The sequence below is a fragment of the Actinomadura meyerae genome (assembly GCF_900188445.1).
GTDB classification, from domain to species: domain Bacteria; phylum Actinomycetota; class Actinomycetes; order Streptosporangiales; family Streptosporangiaceae; genus Spirillospora; species Spirillospora meyerae.
On the sequence record NZ_FZOR01000042.1, the window covers coordinates 29,777 to 48,050 of the forward strand.

An 18,274-nucleotide genomic window follows, 5' to 3' on the forward strand; every position below is an offset into this window, starting at 1 on the left:
GGCGCGCGCTTCTCAGATGGTCGCCTCGGCCTCGGCGGGCCAGCTCATCCGGATCTGGACGCCCTTGGGCGTCGCGGCGATCTCCACATCGTCCGCGAGCCCGGCGATGACCGCGAGGCCCAGCTCGGCGGTCCCCTCGCCCCAGCCGGACTCCAGTTCGCCCTCGTCCAGGGCCGCCGAGAGGTCGCTCGGCGTGCCGTCGCCCGGGACGGTGTCGCTGACGGTCACCTCGAAACGGCGGTCGGCGCCGTTCAGTTCGAGCCGGACGGGCTCGTCCGGGCAGTGCCGGCGATGCGCCTCCACGGCGCGCGAGCACGCCTCGCCGACCGCGAGCCTGACCTCGTCCAGCAGCGGCTCGGCGACGCCACTGCGGCGGGCCACGGCGGTCACGATCAGGCGGGCGGTCCGTACGTGGACGGGCAGCGCGCTGAAGGACAGTTCAACGGTCGACATCTTCGAGCCGCGGGCCGCCTACTTGGCGCCCTTGCGCTTCTCCTCGGCCTCGGCGATCGAGTCGTGGATGCCGAAGACCTTGGTCAGCCCCGTGATCCGGAAGATCTTGAGGATGCGCTCCTGGGTGCAGACCAGTTCCAGGGAACCGTCGTGCGCGCGGACGCGCTTCAGCCCGCCCACGAGGACACCGAGGCCGGTGGAGTCCAGGAACTCCACCTTCTCCATGTCCACGAGCAGGTGGAACTTGCCCTTGTTGACCAGGTCGATGAGCTTCTCGCGAAGCTTCGGCGCCGTGTAGACGTCGATCTCGCCCTCCACGTTGATGACGGTGAGGCCATCGTCGGTGGTGTAGTCGTTCACCTTCAGGTCCACAGATCCTCCACGCGCCGTGCAGCACTATCCGATCCCGATGCCCGAACCGCCGGACGGTGGCCGGCCACCGAGACTTCGCCGTGATTCAACCACGCTCCGGCGTCGTACACGCACGTAATCGCCCACTCGGGCGAAAGTTCGCGCCATCCCGTCTGACCTGCTGATCCATCGACCGGGTCGGGGGGACGGGCATACCGACGCCGGGGCGTTCCCGTTGTTGTGCCCCGGCTGGCAAACTGAAAACCTGATGGGCGTCCAAAGATCTTCAACTCCCCTCGACCGGCTCCTCGCCGACCCCTCGCGCCGCGACCGCATCACCCATGTGGAGAGCGTTCCCGCACGTCGGGGCCGACGGGCCGGGTGGCCGTCCTGGGCGACGCCGCTGCTGGTCGAGCGGCTCGCCGCGGCGGGCATCGAGGCGCCCTGGGAGCACCAGGCGGCGGCCGCCGAGCACGCCCGCGCCGGCCGGTCTGTGATCATCGCCACAGGGACCGCGTCCGGAAAATCCCTCGCCTACCTGCTGCCCTGCATCGACGCGATCTATGCGGGCGAGGAGAACCCGCGCCACGAAGGGACCGTCCTCTACCTGTCGCCGACCAAGGCCCTCGCCGCCGACCAGCTCCGCGCACTGCGCTCCCTGCACCTCACGCGTGTGCGCGCGGCGACCTACGACGGCGACACCCCGCAGGACGAGCGGACGTGGGTCCGCCGGCACGCGAACTACGTGCTGACCAACCCCGACATGCTGCACCGGTCGATACTGCCGGGGCACGCCCGGTGGTCGTCCTTCCTGCGCCGCCTCCGGTACGTGGTCATCGACGAGGCCCACGGGTACCGCGGTGTGTTCGGGTCGCACGTCGCGCAGGTGCTGCGCCGCCTGCGCCGGGTGTGCAAGCGGTACCACGCGTCCCCCACGTTCATCCTCGCGTCTGCGACGACGTCATCCCCGGAGTGGGCCGCATCCCGCCTCACCGGGGTGGACGTGGTCGCGGTGGACGACGATGCCTCGCCGCGCGGCCCGGCGACGTTCGCGCTCTGGGAACCGCCGTTGACGGAACTGCGCGGTGAGCGCGGGGCACCCGTCCGCCGTACCGCTACGGCCGAGGCAGGCGACCTGCTGGCGGACCTCGTCGTCGAAGGCGTCCAGACGCTCGCGTTCGTCCGCTCCAGGCGCGGGGCGGAGTCGGTCGCCCTCAGCGCCAAGCGCGCGCTGCACGAGGTCAGCCCCGACTTGGCCGACCAGGTCGCCGCCTACCGCGCGGGCTATCTCCCCGAGGAGCGGCGTGCGCTGGAGGCCGCCCTCCGCTCCCGCTCCATCATCGGCCTGGCCAGTACGAACGCGCTGGAGCTCGGGGTGGACGTCTCCGGGCTCGACGCCGTCCTCGTCTGCGGCTGGCCCGGCACCCGGGCGTCGCTCTGGCAGCAGGCCGGACGCGCCGGACGGTCCGGGCAGGCCGCCCTCTCCGTCCTGGTCGCCCGGGACGACCCCCTCGACACGTTCCTCGTCCACCACCCCGAGGCGATCTTCGGCAGGCCGGTCGAGGCGACCGTCCTCGACCCGGACAACCCGTACGTCCTGGAACCGCACCTCTGCTCCGCCGCGTCCGAGATCCCGCTCACCGAGGACGACATCCCCCTGTTCGGCCCGGCGACCGAAGACCTGCTGCCCGACCTCGTCCGCCGGGGCCTCCTCCGGCGCCGGCCCGCGGGCTGGTACTGGACGCGCCGCGACAGGGCCGCCGACCTGGCCGACATCCGCGGGGCGGGCGGCGCTCCCGTCCAGGTCGTGGAAATGTCGACGGGACGCCTTCTCGGCACCGTGGACGAGGCTTCGGCGCACACCACCGTCCATGAAGGCGCGGTGTACATCCACCAGGGCGAGTCCTACATCGTCCAGACCCTCGATCTGGACGACTCGGTCGCGCTCGTGGAAGCGGCCGACCCCGACTACTCGACGACCGCCCGCGATGTCACCGACATCAGCATCGTCGAACGGCTGCGCTCGATCTCCTGGGGCGAGGCCACGCTCAACTTCGGAACGGTCGAGGTCACCCGGCAGGTGGTCGCCTACCAGATGCGCCGCATGCAAACGGGGGAGATGCTCGGCGAGAAGCCCCTGGACCTACCGCCGCGCACCCTCCGCACCCGCGCGGTCTGGTGGACGCTCTCCGAAGCACAGGTGTCCGCCCTGGACGACGACCTCGACCTGGCGGGATCCGCCCACGCGGCCGAGCATGCCTCGATCGGTCTGCTTCCCCTGTTCGCCACATGCGACCGCTGGGACATCGGCGGCGTGTCCACGGCACTCCACCCCGACACAGAGCTCCTTACCGTCTTCGTATACGACGGCCATGAGGGCGGTGCGGGGTTCGCCGAACGCGGCTACGCGGACGCCGCCTCCTGGCTGCGCGCCACCCGCGACGCGATCGCGTCCTGCGAGTGCGAGTCCGGCTGCCCGTCCTGCATCCAGTCACCGAAGTGCGGTAACGGCAACGACCCCCTGGACAAGCACGGCGCGCTCTCGCTCCTCGACGTCCTCCTCGCCAAGGCCCCGGAGTAGACCGGGCCTCAGTTCGGCGCGACGCGCTGGGCCGGGACGGACGGCTGGTCGCCCATGCCGCGGCGCGCCTGGGCGAGCGCCTGCTGCAGCTTGCGCCGCTCCAGTTCGAGCGTCTGCAGGGACTCCTCGTGCTCGTCCCGCAGTTCGCGCAGCTCCCGCCGCACGTTCATCGCCCGGCGGAACCCGAGCGCCGCGACCATCACCCCGGCCATGAACACGATCGCGACCACGGCACCGGCCATGAAGATGTGCCACTGCTGCGTGACCCCGGGAATCTCGTCCCCGAACACGGTCAGCCGGGCGGCACCGGAGTTGTCCAGCACGATGGCGACACCGGCCGCGGTGGCGGCGAGCGCGACGATCAGCCCCAGAAAGATCATGCGGGGTCTCCTCTCCGTCAGGCCCGAACGGGACAGGGCCGAGGTCTCGGACGACAGGGACGCATTGCCGGACTATCCGGGCGATCCGACTGGCAAGGCAGCCTAGACCCTGCCCCTACGCCCCGCCAGCCCGCCTGATCAACAGCCCTCCCACCTGCCGGGACGCCGCCCTCAGCCGGTCGGCGCCGCGCGCTCCAGCTCGTCGACGCCGCCGGACATGATCGTGCGGATGTGCTCGGTGATGTGCTCCAGAGGCCAGTCCCACCAGGCCAGGGCCAGGAGCCGGCGGATGTCGTCCTCGCCGTAGCGGCGGCGCAGCAGTCTGGCGGGGTTGCCGCCTGCGATGCCGTAGTCGGGGACGTCGTCCACCACCACGGACCCCGACGCGATGATCGCGCCGTGGCCGATGCGGACGCCGGGCATCACCATGGCCCGGTATCCGAGCCAGACGTCGTTGCCGAGCACCGTGTCGCCGCGTCCCGGCAGGCCGGTGATCAGGTCCATGTGCTCGGCCCAGGAGCCGCCCATGATCGGGAAGGGGAACGTCGACGGGCCGTCCATGCGGTGGTTCGCACCGTTCATGATGAACCGCACGCCCTCGCCGAGCGCGCAGAACCTCCCGATGACCAGCTTCTCCGGCCCGTAGTGGTACAGGACGTTGCGGGTCTCGAACGCCGTCGGGTCGTCCGGATCGTCGTAGTAGGAGAACTCTCCGACCTCGATCAGGCGGGAGGTGACCAGCGGCTTCAGCAGCACCACGCGCGGCTGGCCGGGTATCGGGTGCACCACGGTCGGGTCGGCGGGGACAGGCGGCATGTGATCGCGTCCTTTCTCTGGCGATGCCGGGAGATGTCAGGCTCGGGCGCCGGACGTCCGATCCGCCCGCATGGCCAGCCGGGCGCCCCACCAGCGCCGCCGCAACCGGCGGTCGTGGCTGACGATGACGACGGCGCCTTCGTACCCGGTCAGCGCGGCCTCCAGCTCCTCGATGAGGGCGGGCGACAGGTGGTTGGTGGGCTCGTCGAGCAGTAGGACGTCCGCCGGGGCACTGAGCAGGCGCGCCAGCGCGAGCCGCTGCCGCCCGCCGGTCGACAGCCGCCCGACCGGCATCGTGAACCGGTCCGGCTCGAACAGGCCGAGGGACAGCAGCAGTTCGGCGTGCTCGTCGGGATGTCCGGGGCGTCCGCGGGCGAAGGCGGCCAGCAGCGGCTCGTCCGCGTCATCGAACACCGGTTCCTGGGGCAGGTAGCCGATCCGGCCGCGGCGGACGACGCTCCCCGCATCCGCCTCCAGCTCACCCGCCAGGACGCGGAGCAGTGTGCTCTTTCCGGCTCCGTTCGGGCCCGTGACCAGCACGTGCTCTCCCGCGGAAACGGTGAGGCTCACGGGGGCGAGCCGATCGGCGACGGCGATGCCGTCCGCTTCGAGCACGGCACCCCGCAGCGGGCGAGCGCCCAGCACCGGGGTGAACCGCAGCGGTTCCGGCGGGGCCGGGACCGGGTCGGCGAGAAGGCGGCGGAGCCGTTCCTCGGCGTTGCGGACCCGGCTGGCCAGCGACTGCTGCACGCGGCCGCCCGCCCGGTCGTACGCCATCTTGTTGCCGTCCTTCATCGCACGGCCGGGAGCCACCTGCCGGGCCGTGGTCGCGGCGGCCTCGCGGAGCCGGTCGACCTCGGCCCGCCACCGCTCCTGCGCCTGCGCCCACCGCCGCCGCTCCGCCGCCTTCTCCGCGAGGTGGCCGGCGTAGCCGTTCCCGTACCGCACGACACGGCGCCGGTCGGCGTCCACCTCCAGCAGGTCCGTGGCGACGTTCTCAAGGAAGTCCCGGTCGTGCGAGACCGCGACCGTCGTCCCCCGCCGGGTGCGCAGGTGCTCCTCCAGCCAGGCCAGCGCGCTCTCGTCGAGGTGGTTGGTCGGCTCGTCCAGGAGCAGTACCTCCGGCGCGGACGCCAGGACGGCCGCCAGCCGCAACCGGACCTGCTCCCCTCCGGACAGGCTTCCCGCGGTACGGTCGCGGCCCACGAGCCCGAGGCCGAGCCCGTGCAGCGCCCGCTCAACGCGGGCATCGGCGTCGTAGCCGCCGCGCAGCTCGAAGACGGTCAGCAGCTCGCCGTACTCGGCCATCCCCGACTCGTCGCCGGCCGCCATAGCGGCCTCCAGGCGGCGCATCCGCCGCTCGACCCTCCGGAGATCGCTCAGCGCCCGGTCGATGACCTGCTGGACGGTCTCGCCGGGCGGGAGCCGCTCGTCCTGAGCGAGGTAGCCGATGCCGCCGTCGGCCTGGACGACGACCTCGCCCCGGTCGGGGCGCTCACGTCCGGCGAGCAGCCGCAGCAAGGTGCTCTTGCCGGAGCCGTTCTCGCCGATGATCCCGGTGCGCCCGCCGGCGGCGAGCGAGCAGGTCACCTCATCGAGGACGACCCGGCCGTCGTAGGACTTGCCGACGGCGAGCGCGGTGATCTGTGCGGACAAGCGAGCACTCCAAAGCATTCGGGGACGGGACGCGACGAACGCTTCGGATGAGCACCGATCACTCCACTAATACGACAACTGATGCATTAAGATGCTGCCACAGCCCCTCCCCCAGAGCAACGGACGACCGGGAATGAACTCCGCCACAGCCGCCCGCCGCCCGGGCGGCCGCACCGCCCGCATCCGCGCACAGGTACTCGACGCGGTCCGCGCCGAACTCGGCGAGCACGGCTACGACGGACTCACCGTGGACGCCGTCGCCGCCCGCGCCGGCGTCCACCGCGCCACGGTGTACCGGCGCTGGACCGACGTCGGCGGCCTCCTCGCCGACGTCCTCGACGAGGCCGGCGCCGACGACTGGCGCCCACCGGACACCGGCACCCTCGAAGGCGACCTGACGGCCCTCAACCGCGAGATCCAGGACGCCATGGCGGCCGAGCCGCCGATCATGGCCGCCCTGATCGCCGCCTCGTTCCGCTCCGACAAGGCCGCCCGCGCCCAGCAGCGCCTCTGGGAGGACCGCTACACCCGCTGCGAGATCGTCGTCACCCGAGCCGTCGAACGCGGCGAGACCCCGCCCGGCACCGACGCCCGCCGCCTCCTGATCTCCGCCACGGCCCCCCTGTACCACCACCTGGTCCTACTCCGCACGCCCCACGACCCGCACCTCCCGGCCCACGCGGCACGAACCACCACCCTCGCCGCCAAGTCCGGCGCCTTCATCTGACGCCCCCACACTCCATCCGGCGAACATCTGGCCACGGCGACCCAGCACGGCCCACCCGCGCCCGGCCATGTCCAACACGGGCAGCCGGAGAACGCGCGCTTGCGAACATGAGCGCGCGCTTTGCGGACATGAGACTGCGGCGGTCCTGGGCAGAGCGCACCCACGGGACGCCCTCGGCGAGAGTGGCGTCTGCCGAGTCGCTAAGGAACGGCCGGTCGGTTCACTTGCGGCGGCGGCCGCCACGCTTGGGCTTGGCCTCCGGGCTGGCGATCCGGACGTTCACGCCGCCGGACCCCTTGCCCGCACTCGCGGAGCGTCGCGCGGACTTCGCCTTGGTCTTGGCCGCCGCACGGCCGCCGTCCTTCACGCCGGCGGGCTTGGCCGCCGCGACGGCGGACATGACCGGGGCCGTCTTGGCGCGGGCCTCAGCGCGGGCGATGTGCTCGCGCGCCTTCTTGACCCGCTTCCGGCCGGTCCCGCTGCGCGCGACCCGGGCCGCCATGCCGTTGCTGCTCGTGCCGGCCTGGGCGACCCGCAGGCGGCGCGTCCACGTGCCGAGGTGCGCGGCGACGATCAGGAGGATCAGCGCGATGCCCACGCTCTTCCCCCACTGGAGCCGGTCGGTCGCCGCGACGTTCTGCGCCTTGGGCGCGTCGGTGGCGATCTGCGGCGCGGGGTAGGCGAGGCCGGGCGTCGCGCCTTCCGGCTGGACGGACGGCAGCGTGATCGGCGACTCGTTGTTGAACGGCGTCAGCGGCGTGCTGGCGCTCGGCACGCTCGAACTGGACGGGAGGGACGGCGCGGAGCCGCCGGGGACCGTCGAGCCGGTTCCGCCACCGCCCACCAGCGCCGTCGCCGTGGAGGTGGTGGAGTACAGCGTCCCGCCGTTCCCGTTCGACCGCATCGCCCGGACGCCCACGGAGACCGCACCGCTCGACCTGGTCAGCGACAGGGTGGCGGAGCAGCTCGTCCCCTGGCACAGGGACGCCGGCGAGCCGGACTTGGACTTCACGCCGGAACCCGAGAGCGCGTAGCCGGTGAGGTCGTCCTCGACGCCCCGGCTCCACTTCACGACGAGCTTGCCGCCCGACACGTTCGCGCTGACGCCGCCGGGGGCCGCCGGGGCGATCCGCACGGTGAAGGTGTTGGAGTCGTAGATGTGGCCGGTCTGCTTGCCCCGCAGGAAGACCTTGTAGGTCCCGTTCCGCGTGATCGGGAAAGTCCCGGACATGTCGCCGGAGAGGCCCCGCTCCGCGAGGAAGGTGTCACCGATGCCGGGGCCGCTCACCCGCAGCTGCATCGTGATGGCGAAGTCGAAGTGGGCCTTGGCGGTCACCTGGGAGCCGCTCGTGATGACGGCGCCGTCCGCGGGGGCGATCACACTCGTCGTGGCGGCCTGCGCCGGCAGGGCGCCGAGTATCGGGAAGCTCATCGCAAGGGGCGCCGCGAGCGCGATCGCACCGATCCTGCGAGTGATGGTCACGCCTGAGTCCCTTCGACAGTGTCCTGCTCGTCTCGTCCCGCCGGGCCTCGCGGGGGCACACCGCTTCTGGCGATAACTATGCGCTTACAGCAGCGTAACGTACCACTGGGTAGCAGAAGTCACAGAGAGATGACAAAGCCGAACGCGTGGGCATCCTCCGCGACTCCTCCCATTCTATTGACAATCAGTGCAACGAGTCGTGTCGCGTCAGGGTACGCCGTCCCGCCCCACAGGACCAGCCCTGGCCCGGGAAATGACGCGCGGCCTCCCGATTCCCATCGGCACCTTCAGCGGGACGGCCACCGAGACCTCGACAACGCCGCCCCGGACCCGGCACTGCGCCAGCCGCGCACCCGATCCGGCCGCGACCTCCCGAGCCCGCGCGCACGCCGGACGACCGCCCTCAGCCACCCGGCCGGCCGCCGCCAACGCCGCCATGTCGGCCGCCGCGTCACCCCGATGCCGCGCTGCCCGCACCCCGCCGGCCGCGATCGCCGCCACCCCGCCGACCCACACGACGGCGGCGAAGGCCACCACCCAGATCGTCCCCGCCCCCCGATCCGCCCCAAGAGTCCACTTCACGGCTCCTCCCCTCCACCCATGGCAGTCCGGCCCCATCTCCCCTTCCATCCACCGCCCGGCGGCCGCCCGGCATGCCCGGGAGCATCAGGGCGGCCGCCGGGCCTGGCCGGCGGGCGCGGAAGCGGAGTCGGGGCCCACGCCGGGTTCGGCCGGAGCTGCGACGTGGGCCTCGACCATCAGGGGTGGAAGGCCGATCGCGGCCGGGGCCCGCACCGGGGCGGAGACGTCCACGCGGACCGTGGCCCCGTCCCGGTGCACCCGCACGGTCGCGCCCTTCGGAACCGCCCTCACCACCAGCTCGCGAACCGCGGTGAGGGACTCTCCGCGGGCCGCCGCGCGGGCTCCGGTCCGGGCGGCGTCCGTACAGGTGAGCTGTACGGTCACCGCCATCAAGCCCCACAGCGCGGCCGCGGTGACCAGCACGAGGGCGGGGAGCGCCACGGCGATCTCCGCCGTGGCCATCCCGCGGTCCCTCAGCTCGCGATCTTGAGGGCCTTCTCGATGATCTGTAAGAGCAGGGACTTCACCTGCGAGCTCGTCACGATCTTGAACAGCAGGCCGGCGAAGGCCGCCGCCGCGATGGTGCCGACCGCGTACTCGGCGGTCGACATCCCCCGGTCCGCGCACGTCCTGGACCATCGCCGCATCACCATCTTCATCGCCCGCATGCGGGCTCCTTTCGCTCGTGGTTCGCGTTCAGGCTGCCGGGCGAGTGCGCCGGCCGGCGGCCGAACCGAGTTCTGTGGATAACCAGGTCACCGGGGCAGAAGGATCGTCTCTGCGATCCCCGCGACGGCCGGCACGACGCCGAGCAGGACGAAGGCGGGCAGGAAGCACAGCCCCAGCGGTGCGAGCGCTCGGATCCCCGCGGCGCGAGCCCTGGTGGCGGCCGCCGTCCGGGCGACGCGACGCTGGTCGCGCGCCAGGCGGCTGAGGGACGGCGCGAGGGCCGCGCCCGTGGACGTCGCTCGGACGGCCGTTCGAGCGAGCGGCGCGAGCATCGGTTCCCTGGTGAGCGCGAGCCAGGCGTCCGCCGGATCCGCACCGAGGCTGATCTGGACGGAGACGTCGCGGAGTTCGTCCCCGAGCGGACCTCCGACCGCGTCCGCGACCGCGGCGACCGCACCGTGCCACGGAGCACCGCCGCGCAGGCACGCGGCGAGCAGGTCGACCGCGATCGGAAGGTCGGCGACGAGACGTGCGCGCCTCCGCCGGTCCTCCGCACTTCCGACACGACCGAGCCCGAACCAGACGGCCCAGGCGGTGAGGAGCCCGACCACGGCACCGAGCAGGCCGCCCAGCAGCACAAGGCACAAGACCGCGGCTGAAACCGCAGCCCCATGCCGTAAGAGAGCGTCGCGCCGCCCTCTCTCCGGTGAGGCGCCTCCTTCCTCTCCGCCGAGCCGACCTCCTGCACCACGCTTAGAGCCCCAGGGCATCAGGAGCCGGTCGCCTGCACCCCCTCGGCTCGAACGAAGACCCCGGAACTGGGCCGCCAGCCTCTTCTCAGCGGCTTGCGTCCCCCTGGGAAGAAGGAACGCCGAGAGCGCCGCACAGAGCACGGCCGCCAAGGCGATCATCACCTCACCTACTCCCTCTCTCCTGGTTCGTCGGGCGGGTCAGTGAGGGGCCTCGGCGGCTCTGGCCAGGCGACGCGTCCAGTGGAGGCCCAGCACGTTGAGGGCCGTGCCAGTGATCAGGCACGCCAGGCCGGGAAGGGTGCCGCAGAGAAAGGAGACCGGGTGGGCGCCGAGGGCCGCAGCCATGCCCATGCCGAGCAGTGGAAGGGCCGCCAGCAGACGTGCCGTGGCGCGCGGGCCCGCCAGTTGGACGGACACCTCCTGCCGTTGGGCCTCTTCATCACGCAGGGCTCCCGCCAGGCCGTCCAGGACGGTGGCGAGGGTGCCGCCGCGCTCCGCACCGATGCGCCAGCACGCCGCCAGGAGGCGTAAGCCCTCGGCCCCCGGGCGTTCCGCGAGGTCATCCAGGTGATCGGGAGGCGCGCGAGTGGTGCGCGAGAGCTCTGCCGAGATCTGGGGGTCGAGGACGCTCGCGGCGGCTCTGAACGCCTCGTCGGGGGTTCGGCCGGCGGCGAGTTCGGCGGCCATGGCGTCGCAGAGTTCGATCACGGACGTCCGCCATCGTTGCGGCCGCGCTCTGCGCTCCTTCAGCGTCTCGCCCTTGGCCCTCAGAACGTCGAGGGGATGCGGGCGGCGAGGCGCTGTGAGGCGGTCGAGGCGGCGCCGGGCGGCAGGGGGCGCGAGGACGGTCCAGACGGCGGCCGCCGCGCAGAGGGCCGCGAGTGCGCTGGTCAACGGGCACCCCGCAGTCGATCGTGGAGTGCGGAAGCACCGGCGGCAGGGACGACCTCGCCGGACGTGGTGAACGAGACCGCGGGAGTGACACCGACCAGCCCGTCGGAGGCCCGGTCCAGAACGCAGATCTCGGCCACGCGCCGCCGTCCCCCACCCGGATCGCGCACCAGGTGGACGATGATGTCCAGCGCGGCGGCCAGCTGGCTGTGGACGCCTTCCCGACTCAAGCCCGCCGCGCACCCCAGCGCTTCGATGCGGGCAGCGACGTCCGCGGCGGTGTTGGCGTGGAGGGTGCCGCAGCCGCCTTCGTGCCCCGTGTTCAGCGCCTGCAGGAGAACGACGACCTCCGAACTCCGCACCTCGCCGACCACGAGGCGGTCGGGGCGCATGCGGAGCGCCTGTCTGACGAGGTCGTTCAGCGTCACTCCGCCGGCGCCCTCCACGTTCGGCGGGCGTGCCTCCAGCCGCACGACATGCGGATGGGACGGTTTCAGCTCGGCGGAGTCCTCGACGAGCAGCAGCCGTTCGGCCGGGTTCACCAGCGACAGCACGCTGCTCAGAAGGGTGGTCTTCCCGGTCCCGGTGCCGCCGGTGATCAAGAACGCGGCGCGGGACTCGATCAGGGCCGCGAGGATGTCGGCGCCCTCGGGCGGGACGGTGCGCGCCGCGACCAGCTCGTCCAGGGTGAAGGCCCGGCGCCGGGGCAGCCGGAGGGATAGGCAGGTGCCGCCCGCGGCCACCGGGGGCAGGACGGCGTGAAGCCGGACCCCGCCCGGAAGGCGGGCGTCGGCGTAGGGGGCCGCGTCGTCGAGGCGGCGCCCGGCCGCGGCGGTGAGGCGCTGCGCCAGCCGCCGCAGCGACGCCTCGTCCGCGAAACGCACCGGCGTGCGGACGAGACCGGCGCCCGTGTCGGCCCACACCTCGTCCGGACCGTTGACCAGGACGTCGGTGACATCGGGGCTGCGCAGCAGCGGCTCCAGCGGCCCGGCGCCGACGAACTCGGCGCGTAACTCGTCCGCCAGGGTCAGAACCTCGCGGTCGCCGAGGAGCCGTTCCTCCGCCCGCAGCGCCGCGGCGACCCGGCCGGTCGTCGCCTCCCCGCCGCTGCCCGCGAGCCGGTCCCGCACCGCGTCCGACAGCTTCGTCATACCGCCTCTCCTCTTCTCAGCGCTGGTCGTTCAGGCTGCTTCTCGGTAGGCGTAGGGCTGGAGGGCCAGGTCGGCGAGCGTCTTGGTGCAGAAGTCGGCCAGGGGGCCGCGCCGGCAGGCACGGGCCAGGTCGCCCTCTTCCACGGCCACGGGCAGGCGGCGGTCGCGGTCGTAGGTGCCGGCGAACGGGAGGTCCAGGGCGCGGGCGATGGCGGCGGCGGTGAGGCCGCCGGGGGCCGGGCCCTGGACGACAAGGCGCAGGTCGGATGTGTGGCGCTGGAACGTAGCGGCGATGCCCGCCGCGGCGACGGTGGCGCGGACCTCGGCAGGGACGAGCAGGAAGGTGGTTGCGGCGGCGCTCAGCGCGGCGCGGCCGATGTCGCCGGGGTAGCGGGGGACGTCCGCGATGACCAGGTCGAAGCCGCGGGCGGCGGCGTCGAGCAGGGCGCGCACGGCCTCGTCCGGGATCGGGCCGGGTTCGCCGCGCCGCCACGACAGCACGGACAGGTCGCCCGAGCCGGGAAGGGTCTCGCGGAGGGCGGCGGTGTTCAGGCGGCCGCGCCGTTCGGCGAGGTCGGGCCAGCGGACGCCCTCATGGCCTTCCAGGCCCAGCATGAGGTCGATGCCACCGCCGTACGGGTCGGCGTCGAGGAGGAGGGTGCGCAGGCCCTGGTCCGCGGCGGCCAGGGCGAGCGCGGCGGCGAGGACGCTGGCGCCGACACCGCCCCGGGAGCCGCCGACGCAGACGGTGCTGCCCCAGCCGCCCTCGGGTTCGCAGGCGGCGGCGAACGCGTTGATCAGCCAGTCCTCGTGGTCGGGCAGCACGGCGACGTCCTGCGCGCCGGCCTCGACCGCGAGGCGGTACGCCTCCGAGGTGTCGCCGTCGCCGGTGACGAGGACGACGCCCTGGCGGCGCGGGAGGGCGGCCGCCGCCACGTCCGCGGCCATGTCGGCGCCCACGAGGATCAGCGCGGGCCACGTCCAGGCGGGCCCGGCCTCGTCGGCGCCGTAGGCGACCTCCGCGTGGGCGTCGGCGGCGGCCGCGAGGCGGAGCAGGCCGTCGGCGAGGGCCGGGTCGCTCGTGACGATCAGTGCCGCAAGGTTCATCGGATGCTCCTCGGTGGTCGGAGACATCCACCTTGCGGAGCGGGACGGCCGGCGCGACGAGGTTCCGCGACCTGTGGATAACTTCGCCGGCGGGCGAGCCGGCGGGCGGGCGGTGGCGCGGGAACCGCCACCGCCCGGCCGCTCGACGACTGGGCGACCCCCGCCGGGGGGGAGAGCGGGGGTCGCCGGGCGGTCCGGCTCCGGGGGGGTAGAGCCGGTCCGCTTTCCAGGAAAGTCGCGGTGGAGTTCGGGCTGCGCCGTGCGTAAGTCCGCCCTATGGGAGAGGCAAACTCACTGACTCCAGTCTAGGCAGTACAACATATGCTGCCCGATCGTCGAGAGTTCCGTCGAGACACAAACTGACCCGGCATACGGCGATTTTCTCACCTAGCGGTACGGCGCGCTCGCCGGGGCACCGCGGGGGCACCGCGGAGCGTCCGCGCCCCTCAACGACGGGGCGTCCCGCACCCGTGCGCGGCCCATGCGCAGCGAGGCGGAAGTGGGAGCGTACAGCAGAACTAAAGATCTTTCGGGGCGCACGGCTGATCGGCCGCCAAAAAGAAACGATCACGGTGAGTGATCAATTCTCTGACCGTCATCGCAGTTACGGATAGCCCGGAATATCCCGCGGCGGCCTCGGCGGGCGCCGACGCCCCCTTCGGAGCCGACCGCGACCGCGGTCGGCACTTTGCGAATAGGGGCTTGTCAACTGGGTCGATGAGGCGTAGACAGGTTGCAGGACCACGTGTCCCAGCACGGCAGCCGGGCACCCACGCGCGACCAGCCGCGGGAGGCGCGTCGAGACGGGCTTGACCCGATCCGACGGATATGAGGTGCACGCTTGGTAACCCGGTGTGACGTGCTCGGCGGCGGCGCTCCCGAGGGGGCGCCGTCCGCTTCATGTTCCGGCCGGCGCTAGTCGCGGACCTCCAGCCCGAGCCCCATCGCCAGGACGACCGCCTGATGCGGGTCGATCACCGCGCCCTTCAGCAGGGCGGTGGACGGGTCGACGGCCGACAGATCGCTGCCGCGCAGATCGCATCCCGTGAAGTCGGCCTGGTGGAGGTACGCCCCCGAGAGGTCGACCCGCCGGATCTCCGCTCCGGCGCACCGCGCACCGGTGAGGTCCGCCTCGCGCATGCGGACGCCGGTGAACGACGTGCGCCGCAGGTCGGCGCCCGGAAGGCCGGTGAACGACCAGTCGCCACCCTCCACCTTCAGCAGGTCGTAGGTGCACGCGTCGAACGCGCTCCCCACGAGCTTGCAGCCTGTGAAGGCGGCGTCGAAGAAGCCGCACCGCACGAACGTGCAGTTCACGAACGCCGCGTCCGTGTGGGTGGACGCGTTGAACCGCACCCCGCGGAACGTGCAGCCGGTGAAGACGGCGCCGGTGCCGGTGGCCTCCGTCATGTCCACGTCCACGAACAGGACGTTCTCGTGGCTCTCACCGGTCAGATCACGCGAATCCCAGTTCGCCGACGAGAGCGTGGTCTCGGTGGGCGCCGCAGGTCGTCCATGCATGCGTTCGGCCATGCGGACCAGCATGTCCGAGTCGACTGACAGTACTCAGCCCCGCATGAGCGGCTCAGCCCCGCATGAATGCTTCGCAGATGGCCTGGGAGTCGCGGGCGGCGGCGGCCACGGCCGCGGAGCAGTGGACGACCCAGCGCGCCACGCCCTCGGACGTACCTGACGCGTAGTCCCGCAGCGCGGGCGCGTAGCCGTCCACAAGTTCGAGGTGCCCGACCTCGGGCGCGACCAGCGATTTGGGGTCGAGCCCACGGGAGACCAGCGTGAGCCGCTGGGCGGCGCGTGCGACCAGCCCGTCCCCCCAGCCGAAGGGACGCAGGGTGAGCAGTTCACCGTGCACGATGGCCGCGACCACCAGCGCGGGGGCCTTCGTCGGGGAGGTCAGCAGCCCGCTCAGGGCATCCAGGCGCGCCGCCGCCTCGGACGGCGACGGCGGCTCGCCGAGGTCGAGGACGTCCTTCACCGCGGCATCGGTCGAGCGGGGACGGCCGAGGTCGGCGTTGTCCACCGCGTCCGCCGCCGCCAGGACGTGGAGCCGCGCGAGCGCCTGCCGGGGAGCGTTCCGCCAGACCTCCGTGAGCGTCCCCAGCTCGGCCGACACGCGCAGCGAACCCTGCACGACAGGGTCGGACGGGCTCTCGGTGGTGCGGAGCTCGTCCAGCGTGACCGACGCGCCGTCGAGGACGGCCGAGGCCCTGGCGCCGCGCAGCGCGGACTCCGTGGACACCTCGGCACTGCGCCGCCGCAGGATGCGATGGCCGAGCAGCCGGTCGACAGCCTTGCGCGCGTCATCGACGGCGCCGGCCACCCCGGGCAGTTGCGCTACATCAGCAAGGGCATCGGTCACGGCCCGACTTTATGCGGTCCCCACCAGCGCCTGCGAAGCGCCCCATACGGTCACCGTCCGCCCGGACGCTCGCGAACGGCGCCGGGGAGGCGTAGAACGGAGACGGTTCCCGGTTGGCGGGCCGGGGAGTGCCGGCGTGCCGGGGATCACACCATGCCCGATCCGTGGGAGCCGGTCGCGTTCGTCCTTCCACTTCAGGGGGTCCGGCCTTGTGAAGACCCGGATGTTCCTGGTGAAGTGGGGATACCGGGCGACCCCGCATCACCTAGCAAGGAGTTCGCGTTGAGCCAGAGCCAAGAGACACTGTCGAACCTTCTGCAGGAGACGCGCCGCTTCGCCCCGCCCGCCGACCTCGCCGCCTCCGCCAACGTCAAGGCCGACGCCTACGAGCGCGCGGCGGAGGACCGCCTGGGCTTCTGGGCCGAGCAGGCCGAGCGCCTCACGTGGACCAAGCGGTGGGACGAGGTCCTGGACTGGAGCAATCCCCCGTTCGCCAAGTGGTACGTGGGCGGTGAGCTGAACGTCGCCTACAACTGCGTCGACCGGCATGTCGAGGCCGGGAACGGAGCGAAGGTCGCCTACCACTGGGAGGGCGAGCCCGGCGACACCCGTACGCTCACCTACGCCGACCTCCAGCGCGAGGTCAACAAGGCCGCCAACGCCCTGCTCGAACTGGGCGTGCGCAAGGGCGACCGGGTGGCGATCTACCTGCCGATGATCCCGGAGCTGCCGATCTCGATGCTGGCGTGCGCGCGCATCGGCGCGACCCACTCGGTGGTGTTCGGCGGCTTCTCCGCTGAGGCCCTCCGGACCCGCATCGACGACGCGCAGGCCAAGGTCGTCATCACCGCCGACGGCGGGTTCCGGCGCGGCAAGCCGTCCAACCTCAAGGGCATCGTGGACGAGGCCGTCGCGCAGACGCCGACGATCGAGCACGTCCTCGTGGTGCGCCGCACCGGCGAGGAGGTCACCGAGCAGGACCGCGACCTGTGGTGGCACGACGTCGTCGACCGGCAGAGCGAGGAGCACACCGCCGAGCCCATGGACTCGGAGCACCCGCTGTACATCCTGTACACCTCCGGGACGACGGGTAAGCCGAAGGGCATCCTGCACACCACGGGCGGCTACCTGACGCAGTGCGCGTACACGCACTGGGCCGTGTTCGACCTCAAGCCCGAAACGGACGTGTACTGGTGCTCGGCCGACATCGGCTGGGTGACCGGGCACTCCTACATCGTGTACGGGCCGCTCGCCAACGGGTCGACCAGCGTCATCTACGAGGGCACCCCCGACACCCCCGACAGGGGACGCTGGTGGGACGTCATCCAGAAGTACAAGGTGTCGATCTTCTACACCGCGCCCACGGCGATCCGCACGTTCATGAAGTGGGGCGACGACATCCCCGCGCAGTACGACCTGTCGTCCCTGCGCGTCCTCGGGTCGGTCGGCGAGCCGATCAACCCGGAGGCGTACGTCTGGTACCGCAAGAACATCGGCGCCGACCGGACGCCGGTGGTCGACACGTGGTGGCAGACGGAGACCGGCGCCATCATGATCAGCCCGCTGCCGGGCGTCACCGAGGGCAAGCCCGGCGCGGCGATGCGCCCGCTGCCCGGCATCGCCGCGGACGTGGTGGACGACCAGGGCACGTCGGTGCCGAACGGCGGCGGCGGGTTCATGGTGGTCCGCGAGCCGTGGCCCGGCATGCTCCGCACGATCTGGGGCGACGACGAGCGGTACGTCAAGACGTACTGGTCGCGGTTCGACGGCCTGTACTTCGCCGGCGACGGCGCCAAGAAGGACGAGGACGGCGACATGTGGCTCCTCGGCCGCGTGGACGACGTCATGCTCGTGTCCGGGCACAACATCTCCACCACGGAGGTGGAGTCGGCGCTGGTCGCGCACCCGAAGGTCGCCGAGTCGGCGGTGGTCGGCGCGACCGACCCGGTGACCGGGCAGGCGATCGTCGCGTTCGTCATCCCGCGCGGCGACGCCGGCGGCGACGTGGAGGGCGAGGACTTCCTGCGCGAGCTCCGCGAGCACGTGTCGAAGACGCTCGGCCCGATTGCCAAGCCGCGGCAGATCATGATCGTTCCGGAGCTGCCGAAGACCCGCTCCGGCAAGATCATGCGCCGGCTGCTGCGGGACGTCGCCGAGAACCGCAGCATCGGCGACGTCACGACGCTGGCCGACAGCACGGTCATGGACCTGATCTCGGAGAAGCTGCCCGCCGCCAAGTCCGACGACTGACAGGCGACGCCGGCACCCGCGCCGGCCCTTGAGAACGGCCCGCGCCCA

General features: G+C 72.3%; 18 protein-coding genes. 3 read left to right on the forward strand and 15 right to left on the reverse strand.

Annotated features, from left to right (window positions below):
• Positions 1–12: 12 nt before the first annotated feature.
• Both CHF16_RS31750 and CHF16_RS31755 read right to left on the reverse strand, forming a co-directional pair.
• Entirely contained in the window at positions 13–453 is a 441-nt protein-coding gene (locus CHF16_RS31750) for an ATP-binding protein (protein ID WP_089329853.1), read from the reverse strand.
• Positions 454–471: 18 nt separating this feature from the next.
• Positions 472–825, reverse strand: a complete 354-nt coding sequence (locus CHF16_RS31755; RefSeq protein ID WP_021597910.1) for an STAS domain-containing protein — start codon at positions 823–825, stop codon at positions 472–474.
• Positions 826–1,072: 247 nt separating this feature from the next.
• Between CHF16_RS31755 and CHF16_RS31760 the strand changes: the two genes are divergently transcribed.
• Entirely contained in the window at positions 1,073–3,385 is a 2,313-nt protein-coding gene (locus tag CHF16_RS31760; RefSeq protein WP_089329854.1) for a DEAD/DEAH box helicase, read from the forward strand.
• 8 nt (positions 3,386–3,393) lie between these two features.
• Here CHF16_RS31760 and CHF16_RS31765 read toward each other — a convergent pair whose 3' ends face one another.
• The 3 genes from CHF16_RS31765 to abc-f all read right to left on the reverse strand — a co-directional run bounded on the left by CHF16_RS31765 (position 3,394) and on the right by abc-f (position 6,255).
• Positions 3,394–3,765, reverse strand: a complete 372-nt coding sequence (locus CHF16_RS31765) for a hypothetical protein (RefSeq protein ID WP_089329855.1) — start codon at positions 3,763–3,765, stop codon at positions 3,394–3,396.
• Between the two features lie 171 nt (positions 3,766–3,936).
• A complete protein-coding gene (locus CHF16_RS31770) occupies positions 3,937–4,581 on the reverse strand; it encodes a CatB-related O-acetyltransferase (RefSeq protein ID WP_089329856.1) in 645 nt (214 codons plus the stop codon).
• 36 nt (positions 4,582–4,617) lie between these two features.
• Positions 4,618–6,255, reverse strand: a complete 1,638-nt coding sequence (abc-f, locus tag CHF16_RS31775; protein ID WP_089329857.1) for a ribosomal protection-like ABC-F family protein — start codon at positions 6,253–6,255, stop codon at positions 4,618–4,620.
• A 115-nt stretch (positions 6,256–6,370) separates the two neighbouring features.
• Between abc-f and CHF16_RS31780 the strand changes: the two genes are divergently transcribed.
• Positions 6,371–6,964 (forward strand): TetR/AcrR family transcriptional regulator, encoded by a 594-nt coding sequence (locus CHF16_RS31780; RefSeq protein ID WP_089329858.1) that lies wholly within the window; start codon positions 6,371–6,373, stop codon positions 6,962–6,964.
• 220 nt (positions 6,965–7,184) lie between these two features.
• Here CHF16_RS31780 and CHF16_RS31785 read toward each other — a convergent pair whose 3' ends face one another.
• From CHF16_RS31785 to CHF16_RS31830, 10 genes are all read right to left on the reverse strand, one after another.
• Positions 7,185–8,447 (reverse strand): hypothetical protein, encoded by a 1,263-nt coding sequence (locus CHF16_RS31785; protein ID WP_089329859.1) that lies wholly within the window; start codon positions 8,445–8,447, stop codon positions 7,185–7,187.
• 207 nt (positions 8,448–8,654) lie between these two features.
• Entirely contained in the window at positions 8,655–9,077 is a 423-nt protein-coding gene (locus CHF16_RS31790; protein ID WP_342750149.1) for an Rv3654c family TadE-like protein, read from the reverse strand.
• Between the two features lie 36 nt (positions 9,078–9,113).
• On the reverse strand, positions 9,114–9,491 hold the full coding sequence (locus CHF16_RS31795; RefSeq protein WP_089329861.1) for a TadE family type IV pilus minor pilin: 378 nt from the start codon (positions 9,489–9,491) through the stop codon (positions 9,114–9,116).
• An 11-nt stretch (positions 9,492–9,502) separates the two neighbouring features.
• On the reverse strand, positions 9,503–9,697 hold the full coding sequence (locus CHF16_RS31800) for a DUF4244 domain-containing protein (RefSeq protein ID WP_089329862.1): 195 nt from the start codon (positions 9,695–9,697) through the stop codon (positions 9,503–9,505).
• An 87-nt stretch (positions 9,698–9,784) separates the two neighbouring features.
• Positions 9,785–10,336 carry a type II secretion system F family protein gene (locus CHF16_RS31805; RefSeq protein ID WP_245869614.1) on the reverse strand — a complete coding sequence of 184 codons (552 nt, stop codon included), beginning with the start codon at positions 10,334–10,336 and terminating at the stop codon, positions 9,785–9,787.
• Between the two features lie 312 nt (positions 10,337–10,648).
• Entirely contained in the window at positions 10,649–11,344 is a 696-nt protein-coding gene (locus CHF16_RS31810; RefSeq protein ID WP_245869602.1) for a type II secretion system F family protein, read from the reverse strand.
• The gene (locus CHF16_RS31815; protein WP_089329863.1) at positions 11,341–12,492 is read right to left on the reverse strand and encodes a TadA family conjugal transfer-associated ATPase; all 1,152 of its coding nucleotides are present in this window, start codon (positions 12,490–12,492) and stop codon (positions 11,341–11,343) included. The genes CHF16_RS31810 and CHF16_RS31815 overlap by 4 nt, the downstream gene beginning before the upstream one ends.
• Before the next feature lie 30 nt (positions 12,493–12,522).
• Positions 12,523–13,599 carry a septum site-determining protein Ssd gene (gene ssd, locus CHF16_RS31820; RefSeq protein WP_089329893.1) on the reverse strand — a complete coding sequence of 359 codons (1,077 nt, stop codon included), beginning with the start codon at positions 13,597–13,599 and terminating at the stop codon, positions 12,523–12,525.
• 915 nt (positions 13,600–14,514) lie between these two features.
• Positions 14,515–15,132, reverse strand: a complete 618-nt coding sequence (locus CHF16_RS31825) for a pentapeptide repeat-containing protein (RefSeq protein ID WP_089329894.1) — start codon at positions 15,130–15,132, stop codon at positions 14,515–14,517.
• A gap of 52 nt (positions 15,133–15,184) precedes the next feature.
• Positions 15,185–15,976, reverse strand: coding sequence for a Fic family protein (locus CHF16_RS31830; protein ID WP_089329864.1), 792 nt, complete (start codon positions 15,974–15,976; stop codon positions 15,185–15,187).
• Between the two features lie 282 nt (positions 15,977–16,258).
• Here CHF16_RS31830 and acs point away from each other — a divergent pair, with 282 nt between their 5' ends.
• Complete coding sequence (gene acs, locus CHF16_RS31835) at positions 16,259–18,226, forward strand: acetate--CoA ligase (protein ID WP_245869604.1); 1,968 nt, start codon at positions 16,259–16,261, stop codon at positions 18,224–18,226.
• The last annotated feature ends 48 nt before the right edge of the window (positions 18,227–18,274 follow it).

Bases quoted from the DNA above. Each gene is read 5' to 3' on its own strand.
- CHF16_RS31780 (WP_089329858.1), top strand. From the start codon at position 6,371: ATGAACTCCGCCACAGCCGCCCGCCGCCCGGGCGGCCGCACCGCCCGC.
- CHF16_RS31815 (WP_089329863.1), bottom strand. From the start codon at position 12,492: ATGACGAAGCTGTCGGACGCGGTGCGGGACCGGCTCGCGGGCAGCGGC.
- abc-f (WP_089329857.1), bottom strand. From the start codon at position 6,255: ATGCTTTGGAGTGCTCGCTTGTCCGCACAGATCACCGCGCTCGCCGTC.
- CHF16_RS31770 (WP_089329856.1), bottom strand. From the start codon at position 4,581: ATGCCGCCTGTCCCCGCCGACCCGACCGTGGTGCACCCGATACCCGGC.
- CHF16_RS31800 (WP_089329862.1), bottom strand. From the start codon at position 9,697: ATGCGGGCGATGAAGATGGTGATGCGGCGATGGTCCAGGACGTGCGCG.
- CHF16_RS31825 (WP_089329894.1), bottom strand. From the start codon at position 15,132: ATGGCCGAACGCATGCATGGACGACCTGCGGCGCCCACCGAGACCACG.
- CHF16_RS31760 (WP_089329854.1), top strand. From the start codon at position 1,073: ATGGGCGTCCAAAGATCTTCAACTCCCCTCGACCGGCTCCTCGCCGAC.
- CHF16_RS31750 (WP_089329853.1), bottom strand. From the start codon at position 453: ATGTCGACCGTTGAACTGTCCTTCAGCGCGCTGCCCGTCCACGTACGG.
- CHF16_RS31795 (WP_089329861.1), bottom strand. From the start codon at position 9,491: ATGGCCACGGCGGAGATCGCCGTGGCGCTCCCCGCCCTCGTGCTGGTC.
- ssd (WP_089329893.1), bottom strand. From the start codon at position 13,599: ATGAACCTTGCGGCACTGATCGTCACGAGCGACCCGGCCCTCGCCGAC.
- CHF16_RS31765 (WP_089329855.1), bottom strand. From the start codon at position 3,765: ATGATCTTTCTGGGGCTGATCGTCGCGCTCGCCGCCACCGCGGCCGGT.
- CHF16_RS31790 (WP_342750149.1), bottom strand. From the start codon at position 9,077: ATGGAAGGGGAGATGGGGCCGGACTGCCATGGGTGGAGGGGAGGAGCC.